Source organism: Roseomonas sp. OT10 (genome assembly GCF_020991085.1).
Classification (GTDB): Bacteria; Pseudomonadota; Alphaproteobacteria; order Acetobacterales; family Acetobacteraceae; genus Roseomonas; species Roseomonas cutis.
Genome location: NZ_CP087719.1, coordinates 543,050 through 558,876, shown reverse-complemented (window position 1 = coordinate 558,876; position 15,827 = coordinate 543,050). Strand labels below are relative to the sequence as shown.

At 71.1% G+C, this 15,827-nt stretch carries 14 protein-coding genes and 1 tRNA gene; 8 read left to right on the top strand and 7 right to left on the bottom strand.

What is annotated here, in order from left to right:
- Nucleotides 1-14 precede the first annotated feature (14 nt).
- Nucleotides 15-653 (top strand): MlaC/ttg2D family ABC transporter substrate-binding protein, encoded by a 639-nt coding sequence (locus LPC08_RS02630; protein ID WP_230451179.1) that lies wholly within the window; start codon nt 15-17, stop codon nt 651-653.
- Between the two features lie 31 nt (nt 654-684).
- On the opposite strand, the gene LPC08_RS02625 is transcribed toward LPC08_RS02630, so the two are convergent.
- From LPC08_RS02625 to LPC08_RS02610, 4 genes are all read right to left on the bottom strand, one after another.
- Complete coding sequence (locus LPC08_RS02625; protein WP_230451178.1) at nt 685-1,230, bottom strand: GNAT family N-acetyltransferase; 546 nt, start codon at nt 1,228-1,230, stop codon at nt 685-687.
- A gap of 7 nt (nt 1,231-1,237) precedes the next feature.
- A complete protein-coding gene (ettA, locus tag LPC08_RS02620) occupies nt 1,238-2,917 on the bottom strand; it encodes an energy-dependent translational throttle protein EttA (protein ID WP_230451177.1) in 1,680 nt (559 codons plus the stop codon).
- A gap of 432 nt (nt 2,918-3,349) precedes the next feature.
- Nucleotides 3,350-3,422, bottom strand: a tRNA-Ile gene (locus tag LPC08_RS02615).
- Between the two features lie 27 nt (nt 3,423-3,449).
- A complete protein-coding gene (locus tag LPC08_RS02610) occupies nt 3,450-4,667 on the bottom strand; it encodes an E22 family MetX-like putative esterase (RefSeq protein WP_230451176.1) in 1,218 nt (405 codons plus the stop codon).
- A gap of 286 nt (nt 4,668-4,953) precedes the next feature.
- Here LPC08_RS02610 and ppa point away from each other — a divergent pair, with 286 nt between their 5' ends.
- The 7 genes from ppa (at nt 4,954) to LPC08_RS02575 (ending at nt 11,249) form a co-directional block, all read left to right on the top strand.
- On the top strand, nt 4,954-5,499 hold the full coding sequence (gene ppa / locus LPC08_RS02605; RefSeq protein WP_230451175.1) for an inorganic diphosphatase: 546 nt from the start codon (nt 4,954-4,956) through the stop codon (nt 5,497-5,499).
- A gap of 178 nt (nt 5,500-5,677) precedes the next feature.
- Complete coding sequence (locus LPC08_RS02600) at nt 5,678-7,807, top strand: sodium-translocating pyrophosphatase (protein WP_441295825.1); 2,130 nt, start codon at nt 5,678-5,680, stop codon at nt 7,805-7,807.
- 99 nt (nt 7,808-7,906) lie between these two features.
- A complete protein-coding gene (locus tag LPC08_RS02595) occupies nt 7,907-8,206 on the top strand; it encodes a ribbon-helix-helix domain-containing protein (protein WP_230451174.1) in 300 nt (99 codons plus the stop codon).
- Nucleotides 8,207-8,248: 42 nt separating this feature from the next.
- Nucleotides 8,249-8,662 carry a c-type cytochrome gene (locus tag LPC08_RS02590; protein ID WP_230451173.1) on the top strand — a complete coding sequence of 138 codons (414 nt, stop codon included), beginning with the start codon at nt 8,249-8,251 and terminating at the stop codon, nt 8,660-8,662.
- A complete protein-coding gene (locus LPC08_RS02585; RefSeq protein WP_230451172.1) occupies nt 8,662-9,057 on the top strand; it encodes a VOC family protein in 396 nt (131 codons plus the stop codon). The genes LPC08_RS02590 and LPC08_RS02585 overlap by 1 nt, the downstream gene beginning before the upstream one ends.
- A gap of 58 nt (nt 9,058-9,115) precedes the next feature.
- Complete coding sequence (locus LPC08_RS02580) at nt 9,116-9,664, top strand: gluconate 2-dehydrogenase subunit 3 family protein (RefSeq protein ID WP_230451171.1); 549 nt, start codon at nt 9,116-9,118, stop codon at nt 9,662-9,664.
- A gap of 16 nt (nt 9,665-9,680) precedes the next feature.
- Nucleotides 9,681-11,249 (top strand): GMC family oxidoreductase, encoded by a 1,569-nt coding sequence (locus tag LPC08_RS02575; protein WP_230451170.1) that lies wholly within the window; start codon nt 9,681-9,683, stop codon nt 11,247-11,249.
- Between the two features lie 76 nt (nt 11,250-11,325).
- Here the strand turns inward: LPC08_RS02575 and LPC08_RS02570 are convergent, their stop codons facing one another.
- From LPC08_RS02570 to dnaG, 3 genes are all read right to left on the bottom strand, one after another.
- Nucleotides 11,326-11,838: a GNAT family N-acetyltransferase gene (locus LPC08_RS02570; RefSeq protein WP_230452961.1), complete on the bottom strand. Its 513-nt coding sequence runs from the start codon at nt 11,836-11,838 to the stop codon at nt 11,326-11,328.
- 64 nt (nt 11,839-11,902) lie between these two features.
- Nucleotides 11,903-13,831 (bottom strand): RNA polymerase sigma factor RpoD, encoded by a 1,929-nt coding sequence (gene rpoD / locus LPC08_RS02565; RefSeq protein WP_230451169.1) that lies wholly within the window; start codon nt 13,829-13,831, stop codon nt 11,903-11,905.
- A 115-nt stretch (nt 13,832-13,946) separates the two neighbouring features.
- Complete coding sequence (gene dnaG, locus LPC08_RS02560; RefSeq protein ID WP_230451168.1) at nt 13,947-15,809, bottom strand: DNA primase; 1,863 nt, start codon at nt 15,807-15,809, stop codon at nt 13,947-13,949.
- Nucleotides 15,810-15,827 lie beyond the last annotated feature (18 nt).

Below are 15,827 nucleotides of genomic sequence, written 5' to 3'. Positions count from 1 at the left end.
CACACGGAACCGAGATGATGATGCGAACCAGCCGCCGCCACCTGCTTGCCGCAAGCCTCGCCACGCCCGCCCTGCTCGCCCTGGGGCGGCCAGCCCTGGCCCAGATGGATCTGAGCCGGGCCTCCGCCTTCATCCAGGCGACCGGGCAGGAGTTGGTGGCGGCGATCAACAGCCAGGCCGCGGTGGCCCAGCGGCGCCAGCAGGTCGCGGCCGTGCTGCGCCGCGCCGTGGACGTGGAGGGGGTGGGGCGCTTCGTGCTCGGCCGCTGGTGGCGCCAGGCCAGCCCGGCCGAGCAGCAGGAGTACATGCGCCTCTTCGAGGAGACCCTGATCCGCAACCTCTCCGCCCGCTTCGGCGAGTACCAGGGCGTGCGCTTCTCCCTGGGCCGCTCTCAGCAGCGCACCGAGGACGACGCGCTGGTCAACACCGTGGTGGAGCGGCCGAACAGCCCCGCCTTCAGCCTGGACTGGCGCGTGGGCGAGGTGAACGGCCAGCCGCGGGTGGTGGATGTCTATGCCGAGGGCACCTCGCTCCGCCTGACCCAGCGCAGCGAGTACTCGGCCGTGATCAGCCGCAACGGCGGGCAGGTCTCGGCGCTGCTGGACGCCATGCGCGGGCAGATCGCCCAGCTCGCGGCCCGCGAGGGGCGGTAGCCGCCCCTCCCCGCCGGGCGGGCGCCCGCCCCTACGGGCCGGCGCCCTCCGCCGGGCGCAGGCTCTCATAGACCAGCATGCGATGCCCCTTGTTCAGGAAGGTGTCGCAGTGCCGCAGGCCCAGATCCTCCAGCACCCCGCGGGAGGCCGCATTGGTCTCCCGCGCGACGGCGATGATCCGCGCCAGCCCGGCGGCATGGCCGAATTCCAGCGCCGCCCGCGCCGCCTCCCGGGCATAGCCCTTGCCGCGGCATTCCGGCCAGAGGGCGTAGCGCAGCGCCACGCCGCGCCCGTCGGGCCGTTCCATCAGGCCCGCGATGCCGAGGAAGTCGCCCGTCTCCCGCTCGAAGACGCTCCAGGTGCCGTAGCCGCGCACGAGCCAGAATTCGAGGTCGTCCTCCAGCTCCTCCCGTGACCGCTCCGGCGTGCGGACGCCGTGCAGCATCACCTCGAACACCCGCGGATCGGCCTTGAGCCGGACGATGTCGTCCAGGTGCTCCGGGCCAGGCGGGCGCAAGGAGAGCCGCGCGGTGGTGATGCCGCGCGGCGCCGAGACGAGGTTCCCCTGCCCGACCATCCAGCGCCTATCGGGTGAGCGGGCGGTACTTGATCCGGTGCGGCTGGTCCGCCGCCGCGCCCATTCGACGTCGCTTGTCCGCTTCGTAGGCCTGGTAGTTGCCCTCGAACCACTCGACGTGGCTGTCGCCCTCGAAGGCGAGGATGTGGGTGGCGAGGCGGTCGAGGAACCAGCGGTCGTGCGAGATGATGACCGCGCAGCCGGCGAAGTCCTGCAACGCCTCCTCCAGCGCGCGGAGCGTGTCCACGTCGAGGTCGTTGGTCGGCTCGTCGAGCAGCAGCACGTTGTGCGGGTTCTTGAGCATCTTGGCGAGGTGGACGCGGTTGCGCTCGCCGCCCGAGAGCACGCCGACCGGCTTCTGCTGGTCGCCACCCTTGAAGTTGAAGGCGGCGGCATAGGCGCGGCTGGGCACCTGCCGCTTGCCCATGGTGATCAGCTCCTGCCCGTCGCTGATCTCCTGCCAGACGGTCTTCTTGTCGTCGAGGCTGTCGCGGCTCTGGTCGACGTAGCCGAGCTGGACGGAATCGCCCACGCGCATCTCGCCGGAATCGGGCTTGTCCACGCCGGTGATCATCTTGAACAGCGTCGTCTTGCCCGCGCCGTTCGGGCCGATCACGCCGACGATGCCGCCCGGCGGCAGCTTGAAGGACAGGTCGTCGATCAGCAGCCGGTTGCCGAAGCCCTTGCGGATGTTCTCCGCCACGATGACCGTGTTGCCCAGGCGCGGCGCGGGCGGGATCTGGATGGAGGTCGGGTCGGGGGCCTTCTCCTGGCTCTTGGCCAGCAGCTCCTCATAGGCCTGGATGCGCGCCTTGCTCTTGGCCTGCCGCGCGGCGGGGCTGCGCCCGATCCACTCCTGCTCCTCGGCCAGCTGGCGCTGGCGCGTGCTCTCCTCCTTCTCCTCCTGGGCGAGACGCTTGCGCTTGGCCTGGAGGTAGTCGGAGTAGTTGCCCTGGTAGGGGATGCCCCGGCCGCGATCGACCTCAAGGATCCAGTTGGTCACGTTGTCGAGGAAGTAGCGATCGTGGGTGACGACCAGCACCGCGCCCTCGTACTCGCGCAGCGTCTTCTCCAGCCAGGACACGCTCTCCGCGTCCAGGTGGTTGGTCGGCTCGTCGAGCAGCAGCAGCTCCGGCTTCTCCAGCAGCAGCTTGCACAGCGCCACGCGGCGCCGCTCGCCGCCCGAGAGGTGCTTCACCTGGCTGTCCGCCGGCGGGCAGCGCAGCGCGTCGAGCGCGATCTCGACGGTGCGGTCCACCTCCCAGCCATTGGCGGCGTCGATGCGCTCCTGCAGTTCCGCCTGCTCGGCGAGGAGGGTGTTCATCTCCTCCTCGGTCATCTCCTCGGCGAACTTCGCGCTGATCGCGTTGAAGCGGTCGAGGTCGGCCTGCACCTGGGCGAAGGCCTCCATCACGTTCTCGCCCACCGTCTTGGTCGGGTCGAGCTGCGGCTCCTGGCTCAGATAGCCGACGCGCGCGCCCTCCGCCGCCCAGGCCTCGCCGCCGAACTCCTTGTCCTGCCCCGCCATGATCCGCATCAGCGTGGACTTGCCGGCGCCGTTCGGACCCAGCACGCCGATCTTGGCATCGGGCAGGAAGGAGAGGGTGATGCCTTTGAACACCTCGCGTCCGCCCGGGTAGGACTTGGTGAGGTCCTTCATCACATAGACGTACTGATAGGCGGCCATGGGCAATCTCTTCAGCGAAGCGGGGGCGTGGCGGGGGTTGTAACGGCGCGGTCCGGCCGCGCCAAGGATGGCCATGCCGCCGGGGGATGGGGAGGGATTATGCACCGCATATGGCCCCGGGGCCGGACGGTTTCCATCGGGCGCCGCGCTGCCCCCTGCCGGCGTGCCGTGGCCCGGGGGGAAGGCTCCACCTGTCCCCGCGCGATACCCCCCCATCCGCCAGGAGCAGAGCGCCTGGAGCCCGTGGGCGCTGCCGCGGGACGAACCCCGGCAGGGTCGGTCGCCGGAACCGGACTCCCGCCGGGGTCCGGGGGCCGGCTCACCCCCGGTGGAGGAGGGACCGGGGGAGGCCAGGCCCCCAACGGGCAACGGGACCCGCCTCACCGGCCAGGCGACCAGCCGGGCGGACAGGGAGAGGAGCGGGCGGCGGGATGGGCCGGGCAGGAATCGAACCCGCAACCAAGCCGTTATGAGCGGCCAGCTCTAACCGTTGAGCTACCGGCCCCACCCTGTCCTGCCGTGTAGCGCGGCCTCAGGTGCCGAGGAAGTCGCGGATCGCCGCCTCGGCCTGCATGACGTTGGCCACCCCTTCCAGATGGCCGAGCGTGCCGCGCAGCTCCACCATCCGCACCGGGCGGCCCAGCTTCTTCAGCGTCTCCGTCAGCTCCACGTTGTACTCCAGCGGGAAGACCCGGTCGCCGACGCTGGGCAGGACGAGCCAGCGCGCCTGGCTGCGCGACAGCGCCGCCTCCGTGCCCGGGTACTCGTTCAAGAAGAGCTGGTTCGCCCGGGTGAGGTAGAGGAAGGCATTGGCGTCGGAGGTCTTGGCGCGGGCCATGGCGGCCTCGTCCAGGAACTTCTCCACCGCGAAGCTGTCGCCGATGCGCTTCGCCGGGTCCTGCCCGGCCGGGACGGCGCGGTCGAACTGGGCGAGGCTGCCGCGGTCGCGGGCCTGGAGGGTGACGATCTTCAGTGCCTCGGCCAGACCGCGCAGCGGCGGCTCCCGCCCCTGGGCGTAGTAGTCGCCGTTGCGCCAGTTGGGGTCGAGGCGGATCGGCGCCTCCCAGACCTCCATCCAGGCCTGGAGGAAGGCGTCGAAACTGCCGGTGGCGACGGCGGGCATCACCCGCTCCACCATCTCGGGATAGGCGGCCGCCCATTCGATGGATTGCAGCGCGCCCATGGAGGGCCCGGCGACCAGGGCCAGCCGCTTCACGCCCAGGCTGTCGAGCAGGCGCTTCTGCACCTCGACGAAGTCGCGCATGGACAGGACGGGGAATTCGAGCGCCCAGGGCCGGCCGGTGGCGGGGTTCACGCTGGCCGGGCCGGTGGTGACGGTGCGCGGGTCACGGGCGTTGAGGTTCACCGGCGTGTCGTTGGCCACGACGAAGAAGCGGTTCGTGTCGATCGGCTTGCCCGGCCCCACCACCGCATCCCACCAGCCGGGGGCGCCGCCAGCCTCGTACTGGCCGAAGGCATGGCCGTTGCCGCTGAAGAAATGCGAGATCAGCACGGCATTGTCGCCGGCCGCGTTGAGGGCTCCGGCGGTTTCGTAGCCCACCCGCATGTTGGCGATCACGCCGCCGCCGCGGCTGCGGTACTCGCCCGCCTCGAAGGTCCGCTTCTCCACGACCAGCGGCGCCGCCGGCGCGGGCCCGCTCCCCTGCGCGCCGGCTGGCCCGGCACCGAGGATGGGCACCCCGCCCGCCAGGGCGAGGAGCAGGCCGGGAAGCTGGCGGCGCTGTGTCATGCGTTTCGAGGTCCTCTGCGGGGGTCGTTGCCCGGCCGCGCCCGGATGCTGCCGCCGCGCCCTGTGGCTGGCAATGCCGCGGAACCGGCAGGCTGGGTGGGCCGATGGGCGGCGCCGGGGCGATGCCGTGGCCATCCGGGGGCAACGCCGGGGCGACCGGTTGCGGCGATACACGCATAAGTTGATCGGCCGGGGTGAGCCGACGGGGCTTGCGTTGCCCGAAAGCCCCGTTCTCTGCTACATCCTTTATATTGCTGCGGTGCAGCACCCTTTCGGGCAGGAACGCATGACCCCCACCCTGATCCCCACCGGCAAGGCGCCGCCCCACGACATCAACGTGGTCATCGAGATCCCCCAGGGGAGCCAGGTGAAGTACGAGCTGGACAAGGACAGCGGCGCCGTGGTGGTGGACCGCTTCCTTTTCGTCGCCATGGCCTATCCGGCGGCCTATGGCTTCATCCCCGGCACGCTGGCGGCCGATGGCGACCCGACGGACGCGCTGGTGCTGACGCCGGCGCCGGTGGTGCCGGGCTGCGTGATCCGCTGCCGCCCGATCGGCGTGCTGAAGATGGAGGACGAGGCGGGCGAGGATTCCAAGCTGGTCTGCGTCCCGCACGAGAAGGTCCATCCCTTCTACGCCGAATACAAGTCCTGCGACGACCTGCCGGTGATCACCCGCAAGGCGATCGAGCACTTCTTCTCCACCTATAAGGACCTGGAGCCCGGCAAGTGGGTGAAGGTCACCGGCTGGGGCGGGCCGGAGGAGGCGGCCGCGATCATCGTCAACGACATCGCCGTCGCCGCCAAGAAGACGGCCGTCGCCGCCGCCTGACCTGTTCGGGGACCCGCCGCCCGGCGGGTCCTCCGCCTGCCCCTCCCCCGCCGGAAAAACCCGCCGCCGAACGGTCCGGGAACGTCACGGGCTCCATTTACAGCGCCCGCGTCGCCCTGCCACCCTTCCCGCACGATGACGGGCCACCAATGGCCCGCGCGGAGGGGGAGTCCAGCGTTTGATCACCGTATCCCTGTTGCTCGTCATCCTGCTGGGGGCGGCCTCCATCGCCTATGGGGTCGTCACCGCTAAGGACATCATGAGCCGCGACGCCGGCTCGGCCCGGATGCAGGAGATCGCCCAGGCGATCCAGGAAGGCGCCCAGGCCTACCTCCGGCGCCAGTACACCACCATCGGCGCCGTCGGCGTGCTGCTGTTCCTGCTGGTCGCCTGGCGGCTGGGGATCGCGGTGGCCATCGGCTTCCTGATCGGCGCGGTGCTGTCGGGCGTGGCCGGCTTCATCGGCATGAACGTCTCCGTGCGCGCCAACGTCCGCACCGCCCAGGCGGCGACCGTCTCGCTGGCGGGGGGCCTCGACGTGGCGTTCAAGTCGGGCGCCATCACCGGGCTGCTGGTGGCGGGCCTCGCCCTGCTCGGCGTCGCGGTCTACTTCTTCGTCCTCACCGTGCTCGGCGGCCTCGCCCCCAATTCCCGCACGGTGATCGACGCGCTGGTGGCGCTGGGCTTCGGCGCCTCGCTGATCTCCATCTTCGCCCGCCTCGGTGGCGGCATCTTCACCAAGGGCGCCGACGTGGGCGGCGACATGGTGGGCAAGGTCGAGGCCGGCATCCCCGAGGACGACCCCCGCAACCCCGCCACCATCGCCGACAATGTGGGCGACAATGTCGGCGACTGCGCCGGCATGGCGGCGGACCTGTTCGAGACCTACGCCGTGACCATGGTCGCGACCATGGTGCTGGCGGCCATCGCCTTCGCCGATCCGGCGCTGCGGCTCGCGGCGATGATCTATCCGCTGAGCATCGGCGCGGTCTGCGTCATCACCTCCATCGCCGGCACCTATTTCGTGAAGCTGCCGGCCAGCCAGTCGATCATGGGCGCGCTGTACCGCGGGCTGATCGCGACGGGGGTGCTGAGCCTGATCGTGCTGCTGCCGCTGACCGCCCTGGTCTTCGGCGGGCTGAACACCCCGATCACCGCCCAGGGCATCACCTTCACCCCCTGGTCGCTGTTCCTATGCGGCGTGGTGGGGCTGGTGGTGACGGGCGCCATCGTGGTGGTGACGGAATACTACACCGGCACCAACTTCCGCCCCGTCCAGGCCATCGCGGAGAGCAGCGTCACCGGCCACGGCACCAACGTGATCCGCGGCCTTGCCGTCTCGATGGAGAGCACCGCCATCCCGGCGCTGATCATCATCTTCGGCGTGCTGGCCTCCTACTCGCTCGCCGGCCTCTACGGCATCGCCATCGCGGTGACGGCGATGCTGGGCGTGGCGGGGATGATCGTGGCGCTCGACGCCTTCGGCCCGGTCACGGACAATGCCGGCGGCATCGCGGAGATGGCGGGCCTGCCCAAGGAGGTCCGCAAGTCCACCGACGCGCTGGACGCCGTGGGCAACACCACCAAGGCCGTCACCAAGGGCTATGCCATCGGCTCGGCCGGGCTGGGCGCCATCGTGCTCTTCGCCGCCTATACCCAGGACCTCGGCTACTTCACCGCCAATGCCGCCACCTACCCCTACTTCAACGGGATCGGGGCGCTGACCTTCAGCCTCTCCGACCCCTATGTCGTGGTCGGGCTGCTCTTCGGCGGGCTGCTGCCCTTCCTCTTCGGCGGCATGGCGATGACGGCGGTGGGCCGCGCCGCCATGGCCGTGGTGGAGGAGGTCCGCCGCCAGTTCCGCGAGAAGCCCGGCATCATGGCCGGCACCGACCGGCCGGACTACGCCCGCGCCGTGGACCTGCTGACGAAGGCGGCGATCCGGGAGATGATCCTGCCCTCGCTGCTGCCGGTGCTCTCCCCGCTGGTGGTCTATTTCGGCATCCTGGCCATCGCCGGGAAGGCGGCCGCCTTCTCCGCGCTGGGGGCCATGCTGCTGGGCGTGATCGTCACCGGCTTCTTCGTCGCCGTCTCCATGACCACGGGCGGCGGCGCCTGGGACAACGCCAAGAAGTACATCGAGGACGGCCACCATGGCGGCAAGGGGTCGGAGGCGCACAAGGCCTCCGTCACCGGCGACACGGTGGGCGACCCCTACAAGGACACCGCGGGTCCCGCGGTGAACCCGATGATCAAGATCACCAACATCGTCGCCCTGCTGCTGCTGGCGATGCTGGCGCATTCGTAACGTCCCGAAGGCCCCGCCCCCGGTTGCACCCGGCCGGGGGCGGGCCACATGCGTCCTGCCAAGGGCCCGAAGCGGCCCGTGCCCTCGGAGCGACCGTCCATGTGCAAGCTCTACGCCTCCCAGGCGCCCGACACCTATGCCTGCGAGACCCGGGCCGTCCGCCTCAACGGCCACTGCACCAGCATCCGGCTGGAGGCCGCCTTCTGGGACATCCTGGAGGACATCGCGGCGGCCGAGGGCAGCACCGTCGCCCGCTTCGCCTCCACCCTCTATGACGAGGTGCTGGAGCGGCGCGGCGAGGTCGGCAACTTCGCCTCCCTGCTGCGGGTGACCTGCCTGCTCTGGCTGCGGCAGGGCCGGACCGAGGGTGCCGCGATCCGGGCCCATGCTATAGCCTGATACTACCCGCCCGCCCCGGTACCTCCGTACCGTGGGCGGCCGATGAGATCCCCGCCCCCTCTCCTCCCGCTGCTGGCTAGCCTGGCTGTCGCCCTGGCCGCCCCTCCGGCCGCCGTGCGGCCCGCCCGGGCGCAGGTGCCGCCCGCCGCCGCCCCGACCGACGGCGCGACCCTGTTCCGCCGGCAATGCGCCGTCTGCCACACCGTCAAGCCGGGCGAGCCGAACCGGCAGGGGCCGAACCTGAACGGCGTCTTCGGCCGCCCCGCCGGGAAGCTGGAGGGCTTCCGCTACTCCGCGGCCCTCGCCGGCGCGAGCCTCGTCTGGGACGAGCAGACCCTCGACCGCTGGCTGGCCGACAGCGCCGGGCTCGTCCCCGGCTCCGTCATGCCCTACCGCCAGCCCAGCGCCGCCATGCGCGGCGCCATCATCCAATGGCTCAAGGACGGGGCGAACTGATGGCCAAGGCGATCCACAGCATGGTCCGCGTGCTCGACGAGGCACGCTCGGTCGATTTCTACCGCCGCGCCTTCGGGCTGGAGGTCGCGGACCGCTTCCCCTTCGACGGCTTCACCCTGGTCTACCTGCGCAACGGCGAGGCGGATTTCGAGGTGGAGCTGACGATCAACCACGGCCGCACGGAGCCCTACGCGCTCGGCGACGGCTACGGCCACCTGGCGGTCGCGGTGGCGGATCTGGACGCGGAGCATGCCCGCTTCGAGCGGGAAGGGCTCTCGCCGCTGCCGATCAAGGAATTCATGCGGGACGGCGCGCTGATGGCGCGGTTCTTCTTCGTGCAGGACCCGGACGGCTACCGGATCGAGCTCCTGCAGCGCCACGGCCGCTACCGCTGAACGGGGTTCGCGGGGACCCCTGAACAAAGGGGCTCCGATGGGTGAGGAGGAGCGTTCGATGAGGGTGGTGGACAAGCGCCTGCGCGCGTCGCGACGGGGATTCCTGCGCGGCGCGGCACTCGGGCTGCCGGCGGCGGCGCTGACCGGCGCCCTGCTGGAGGCGGATGCGGCCTGGGCGGCGGAGGCGGTGAACCTGCCGTCCCGCAGCATGGTGATGCTGGCCAAGCTCGCCCGCGACATCTTCCCGCACGACCGCGTGCCGGACCGCTTCTACGTCGCGGCCGTCTGGCCCTACGACGCCAAGGCGGGCCAGGATGCCGACCTGCGCACCCTGTTCCAGGACGGGCTCGCGCGGCTCGATGCGGCCGCGAAGGCGAAGTACGGCGGCAACGACTACCTCTCGCTGAACTGGGAGCGCGACCGCCTGCCGCTGCTGAACGAGATCAGCGACACGCCCTTCTTCCGGAAGCTGCGCGGAGACCTGGTCGTCTCGCTCTACAACCAGGAGGAGCTGTGGCCGAAATTCGGCTACGAGGGGTCCAGCGCCGAGTACGGCGGCTACCTCCATCGCGGCTTCGACGACATCGACTGGCTGCCGGCGAGCTGAGCGGGGAGGACGGAACATGGCCCAGTTCGACCTGAACGACGACAGCCTGGTCGTCATCATCGGCTCCGGCGCCGGCGGCGGCACGCTCGGCAACGAGCTGGCGCAGAAGGGCGTCAAGGTGGTGATCCTGGAGGCGGGAGGCCGCTACGAGATCCAGGACTTCATCAACAACGAATGGGAGAGCTTCGCCCAGCTCGCCTGGACGGACATGCGCACCACCTCCGGCGCCTGGCGGGTGTCGCGCGACTTCCCCAACCTGCCGGCCTGGATCGTCAAGGCGGTGGGCGGCACCACCACCCACTGGGCGGGCGCGTCGCTGCGCTTCCACGAGCACGAGTTCAAGGGGCGCACCACCTACGGCGACATCCCCGGGGCGCAGATGGCCGACTGGCCGATCACGCTGGCGGAGATGGAGCCCTTCTACGAGCGCGCCGAGGACAAGATGGGCGTCACCGGCACGCACGGCATCCCGCGCCTGCCCGGCAACAACAACTACAAGGTGCTGGCGGCCGGGGCGCGCAAGCTCGGCTATCAGGAGTTCCACACGGGGAACATGGCGATCAACAGCCAGCCCCGGGCCGGGCGCGGCTCCTGCCAGCAGATCGGCTTCTGCTTCCAGGGCTGCAAGTCCGGCGCCAAGTGGTCCACCCTCTACACGGAGATCCCGGCCGGCGAGCGCACGGGCAACCTGGAGGTCCGCCAGGACGCCATGGCGCTGCGCATCGAGCACGACGCGCGCGGCAAGGCGACGGGCGTGGTCTATGCCGACAGCCAGGGCAACCGCCACCTGCAGAAGGCGCGCGTGGTCTGCGTGGCGGGCAATTCCCTGGAAAGCCCGCGCCTGCTGCTCAACAGCGCCTCGTCCATGTTCCCGGACGGGCTGGCCAACTCCTCCGGCCAGGTCGGGCGCAACTACATGCGGCACCTGACCGCGAGCGTCTACGGCATCTTCGAGAAGCCGGTGCACATGTACCGCGGCACCACCATGGCCGGCATCATCCGCGACGAGGCGAAGTTCGACCCCTCGCGCGGCTTCGTCGGCGGCTACGAGATGGAGACGCTCTCCCTCGGCCTGCCCTTCATGGCCGCCTTCCTCGATCCCGGGGCCTGGGGCCGCAGCTTCACCTCCGCGCTCGACAGCTACGACCACATGGCGGGGATGTGGATCGTGGGCGAGGACATGCCGCAGGCGACGAACCGCATCACCCTCGACCCCCAGGCCAAGGACAGGAACGGCATGCCGGTGGCCAGCGTCCATTTCGACGACCATGCCAACGACATCGCCATGCGCGAGCACGGCTATCGCCAGGGCAGCGCCGTCTACGACGCGGTGGGGGCGACCCGGGTGATGCACACCACCGCCTACCCCTCCACCCACAACCTCGGCACCAACCGGATGAGCGCGAACGCGCGCGACGGGGTGGTGGACCGCAACGGCAAGGCGCACGACCTGCCGAACCTCTACGTCTCCGACGGCAGCCAGTTCACCACCGGCGCCGCCTGCAACCCGACCCTGACCATCGTCGCGCTGGCGATCCGCCAGGCGGAGCACCTGCGCGACCGCATGGCGCGCGGGGAGGTATAGGCGCCGCGATGGCCCGTTCCGTGGCGTTGCGCCAGCTCCCCGGGGGAGGGCTTGCCTCCCCCGGGGGCGCGATGGTTCAGCCTCGCAGCCGCTCCGGGATGCGCAGGCCCAGCCTGGTCGGCACGGGCCATTCCTCCCGCACCCGGCGCAGGATGCCGAAGCCGGCGGCCAGGTAGTTCGGCAGGGCGCGGGGGTGGTCGGCGGTGCAGGTGTTGACCGTGACCGACACCGCGCCGTCCGCCCAGCAGTCGTCGACGGCACGGCGCAGGAAGGCTGCGCCGATGCCGCGCCCGACCGCGTGCGGCAGCAGGCCGAAATAGGAGAGGTTGACCACGCGCCCCGGCCGCCGCTCCAGCTCGTAGAAGCCGGCCGGCTCGCCGCCGTCGTAGAGGACGTGGATGGAGACCTCCGGGCTGGCCAGGATCGCCGCCAGCCGATCGTCCGGCACGGTGCGGCGGAACCACCAGAGGTACTCCCCGCCCACGGCGGCGTAGAGGTAGCGGTAGAAGGGCACGGTGCAGCGGCGCAGCCGCACCACCGCCGCGCCCGGCGGCAGGGCCGGGGCGGCGGCGGCGGGCGGCCGGTCCATGCGCAGGAAGGTGACCTCCACCTGGACGGGGGTCACCTCCTGCCCGCCATGCGCGACGAACACCTCAGTTGTCGAGGAAGGAGCGCAGCTTCCGGCTGCGGCTGGGGTGCTTCAGCTTGCGCAGCGCCTTGGCCTCGATCTGCCGGATGCGCTCGCGGGTCACGTTGAACTGCTGCCCCACCTCCTCCAGCGTGTGGTCGGTGTGCATGCCGATGCCGAAGCGCATCCGCAGCACCCGCTCCTCGCGCGGGGTCAGGCTGGACAGCACCCGCGTCGTCGCATCCCGCAGGCCGGTCTGGATCGCCGCGTCCAGCGGGATGATGGCCGCCTTGTCCTCGATGAAGTCGCCGAGGTGGCTGTCCTCCTCGTCGCCGATCGGCGTCTCGAGGCTGATCGGCTCCTTGGCGATCTTGAGGACCTTGCGGACCTTCTCCAGCGGCATGCCGAGCTTCTCGGCCAGCTCCTCCGGCTGCGGCTCCCGCCCGATCTCGTGCAGCATCTGGCGCGAGGTCCGCACCAGCTTGTTGATCGTCTCGATCATGTGGACGGGGATGCGGATGGTCCGCGCCTGGTCGGCGATGGAGCGCGTGATCGCCTGCCGGATCCACCAGGTGGCATAGGTGCTGAACTTGTAGCCGCGGCGGTACTCGAACTTGTCCACCGCCTTCATCAGCCCGATGTTGCCCTCCTGGATCAGGTCCAGGAACTGCAACCCGCGGTTCGTGTACTTCTTGGCGATGGAGATCACGAGGCGCAGGTTGGCCTCGATCATCTCCTTCTTCGCCTGGGTCATGTCGCGCTCGCCGCGGCTGACCGTGGCGTAGACGCGCTTGAACTCAGCGACCGGCAGGCCGGTATCCCCGGCGGTGCGAGCGATCTGCTGACGCACCGCCTCCACGTCGTCGCGGCTCTTGGCGACGAAGGCCTTCCACGCCTTGCCCGGCAGGCGCTCCACCCGGTCGAACCAGGCGGGGTCCAGCTCCGACCCGCGCCAGTGCTGAATGAACTCGTCGCGCTTGACCTTGCTGCCCTCGGCCATGCGCAGGATCTGGCCTTCCAGGTTGGTCATGCGCCGGTTGAGGCCCTTGAGCTGGTCCACCAGCTCCTCGATGCGGTTGTTGTGCAGCCGCACCTTCTCGACCAGCGCCACCAGTTCCTGGCGCTGCTTCTCGTAGGTCTTCTCGGACTTGCCGGCCAGCTCGCCGCCGGCCGTATAGGCCTCCATGCGCTTGGCGGAGAGCTTGTCCAGCTTGCCCATCAGCCCCTCGATGGCCTCGAAATTGGCCAGGACCTCGGGCTTCAGCTTCTCCTCCAGGGCGGAGAGGGACAGGCCCATGCCCTCGCCTTCCTCGCCCTCCTCGACCTCCTCCACCTCGGCCGGCTGGCCGGGCACGCCCTCGGGCGTGTCGCCGGCGGCGGTGGCCTCCAGGTCGATCACGTCGCGCAGCAGCATGCGGCCCTCGCGGACCGCCTCGTGCCACTTCTGGATGGCCTTGAAGGTCAGCGGGCTCTCGCAGAGCCCGCCGATCATCATGTCCCGCCCCGCCTCGATGCGCTTGGCGATGGCGATCTCGCCCTCGCGGGAGAGCAGCTCCACGCTGCCCATCTCGCGCAGGTACATGCGGACGGGGTCGTCGGTGCGGCCGAGGGTTTCCTCGTTGACGTTGCCGCCCGCCTCCTCGTCCTCGGCCTTCTCCTCCTCGTCCTCGGAGCGGGCGGGCTTCTTCTCGCCCTCCTCGTCGGCGGATTCCTCGGCCTCGACCACGTTGATGCCGCCCTCGGACAGCATCGCCATCGTGTCCTCGATCAGCTCGGAGGAGACCTGGTCGGACGGGAGGGCATGGTTGAACTCGTCGATGGTGACGTAGCCCCGCTCCTTGCCGCGGGCGACCAGCTTCTTGACCATGGCCGTCATGGTGTCGAGCAGCGCGCCCTCCACCGCCTCGTCCCGGGTCTCGGTCGTCTCCGCACCGTTCGCCGTCTTGGTCGCCATCCACGCCTCCGGTCCGCGCGGGGCGCCGCCGCCGGAAGGCGCGCCGCCGCGAAAAAACTCTCTCTACCCTATGGGGCCCCCGGGGCTGCCCCGGCGGGTCCCCGTCCCGGCGGGGTCATTCCCCCAGGCCGGTCTCGCCGCGCCGCACGGCCATCAGGGCTTCGGTGATCCGGGTCAGGCGCTGCTGGGCCGCGGGATCGTTGGTCTCGGTCCAGGCCCGCACCGCGGCGCGCTGGTCCTCGACCAGGGATGCCTCGCCCCGCAGCAGCGCGAAGAAATGCCACCAGCCCTCCAGCACCTCGGCCGGCTGGGCATCGGGGCGTGCGGCCCCCGGCAGGCCGGTGGCACGCGTCGCCCAGGCGAGAAGCTCGCCCAGCCCGGTCGCGTGCAGGTGGGCGGGCAGCGGAGCCGATTCAAGCGGATCGGCCTGAGGATCAACCCCCGCGGGGCGGGGGGTGCCATGCCAGGCGAGCAGGGCGGCGCGCAGCCGGTCGCAATCCCCGGGCGGCAGGTCCAGCAGGGCGCAGCTCTCCTCCACCTCGTCCAGCACCCAGGGATGGGCGAGGGTGATGGCCAGCAGGCAGCGCGCCTGCTCCAGCCGGGTGGCGTCGGCGTCGATCGGGCGGCGCTCGATGCGGGGGGCAAGCGGGCGGCCGGGGAAGCGGCGCCCCCCCTCCCCCGGGGCGGGGCGGCGCCCCGGAAAGGGCGCGCGCCCGGCCGAGCGGGCGGCGTAGAAGCGGTCCAGCAGCACGCGGCGGACCTCGGCGGCCAGGGCCTTGTCGGGGATGCGGCCCGCCGCCTCCTCCAGCCGGTGGCGCAGGGCGGCCCATTGCTCCGCCGTGGCCGGCGCCGGGCCGGCGGCGAGCAGGTCGTAGAGCGCCTCGCTCAGCGGCTTCGCCGCCTCCAGCGCCTGGGCGAAGGGCGCGGGGCCGTGCTTCGCCAGGAACTCGTCCGGGTCCTTGGCCTCCCCGGGCAGGTGGAGCAGCCGCAGGGAGCGCTCCGTCCCCAGCAGCGGCAGGGCCAGCTCCACCGTCCGCAGCGCCGCCCGGGCGCCGGCGGCGTCGCGGTCGAAGGACAGCACCGGCTCCGGCGAGATGCGCCACAGCTCGGCCAGGTGCTCCTCGGTCAGCGCCGTGCCCAGCGGGGCGACCGCGCCGGTGAACCCCGCCTGGTGCAGGGCGATCACGTCCATGTATCCCTCGACCACCACCAGCCGGGCGCCGTCCCGGAAGACCGCCTCCCTCGCAAGGTCCAGGCCATAGAGGGTGCGCCGCTTGCTGAAGACCTCCGTCTCGGGGCCGTTCAGGTATTTCGGCTGTCCGTCGCCCAGGATGCGGCCGCCGAAGGAGACCAGCCGGCCGCGCCGGTCGCGGATCGGGAACATCACCCGGTGGAAGAAGAAGTCCGACCAGCCGCCGCGCCCGTCCTCCTTCACCAGCCCCGCCTCGGCCAGCCGCGCCGGCGGGATGTCCAGCGGCGCGAGGTCGCCGATCAGCGCCCCCCGCCCGCCCCCGGACCAGCCCAGGCCGAAGCGGGCGATGGTCTCCTCCGACAGGCCGCGGCGGCGGAGATAGGCCAGCCCCTCCGCCCCCTCCGGCGCCCGCAGGCGGCGGCGCATCGCCTCCGCGGCGGCCTCCAGCACGTCGTGCAGGTCCCTCGCCCGGGCCTCGCGCGCGGCCTGCTGCGGGGTCTCCTTCGGGACCTCCATGCCTGCCTCGGCGGCGAGTCGCTCCACGGCATCGCGGAATCCCGCCCCCTCCGTCTGCATGACGAAGCGGAAGGCGTCGCCATGCGCGCCGCAGCCGAAGCAGTGGTAGTGGTCGTCATAGACATAGAAGGACGGCGTCTTCTCGTTGTGGAACGGGCAGCACCCCTTCCACTGCCGCCCGTTCCGGGTCAGGCGGACACGGCGCCCGACCAGCGCCGGCAGCGGCGTGCGGGCGCGCAGCTCGTCCAGGAAGTTGGGCGGGAGGGCCATTCAGCCTCCTAAAAGCAC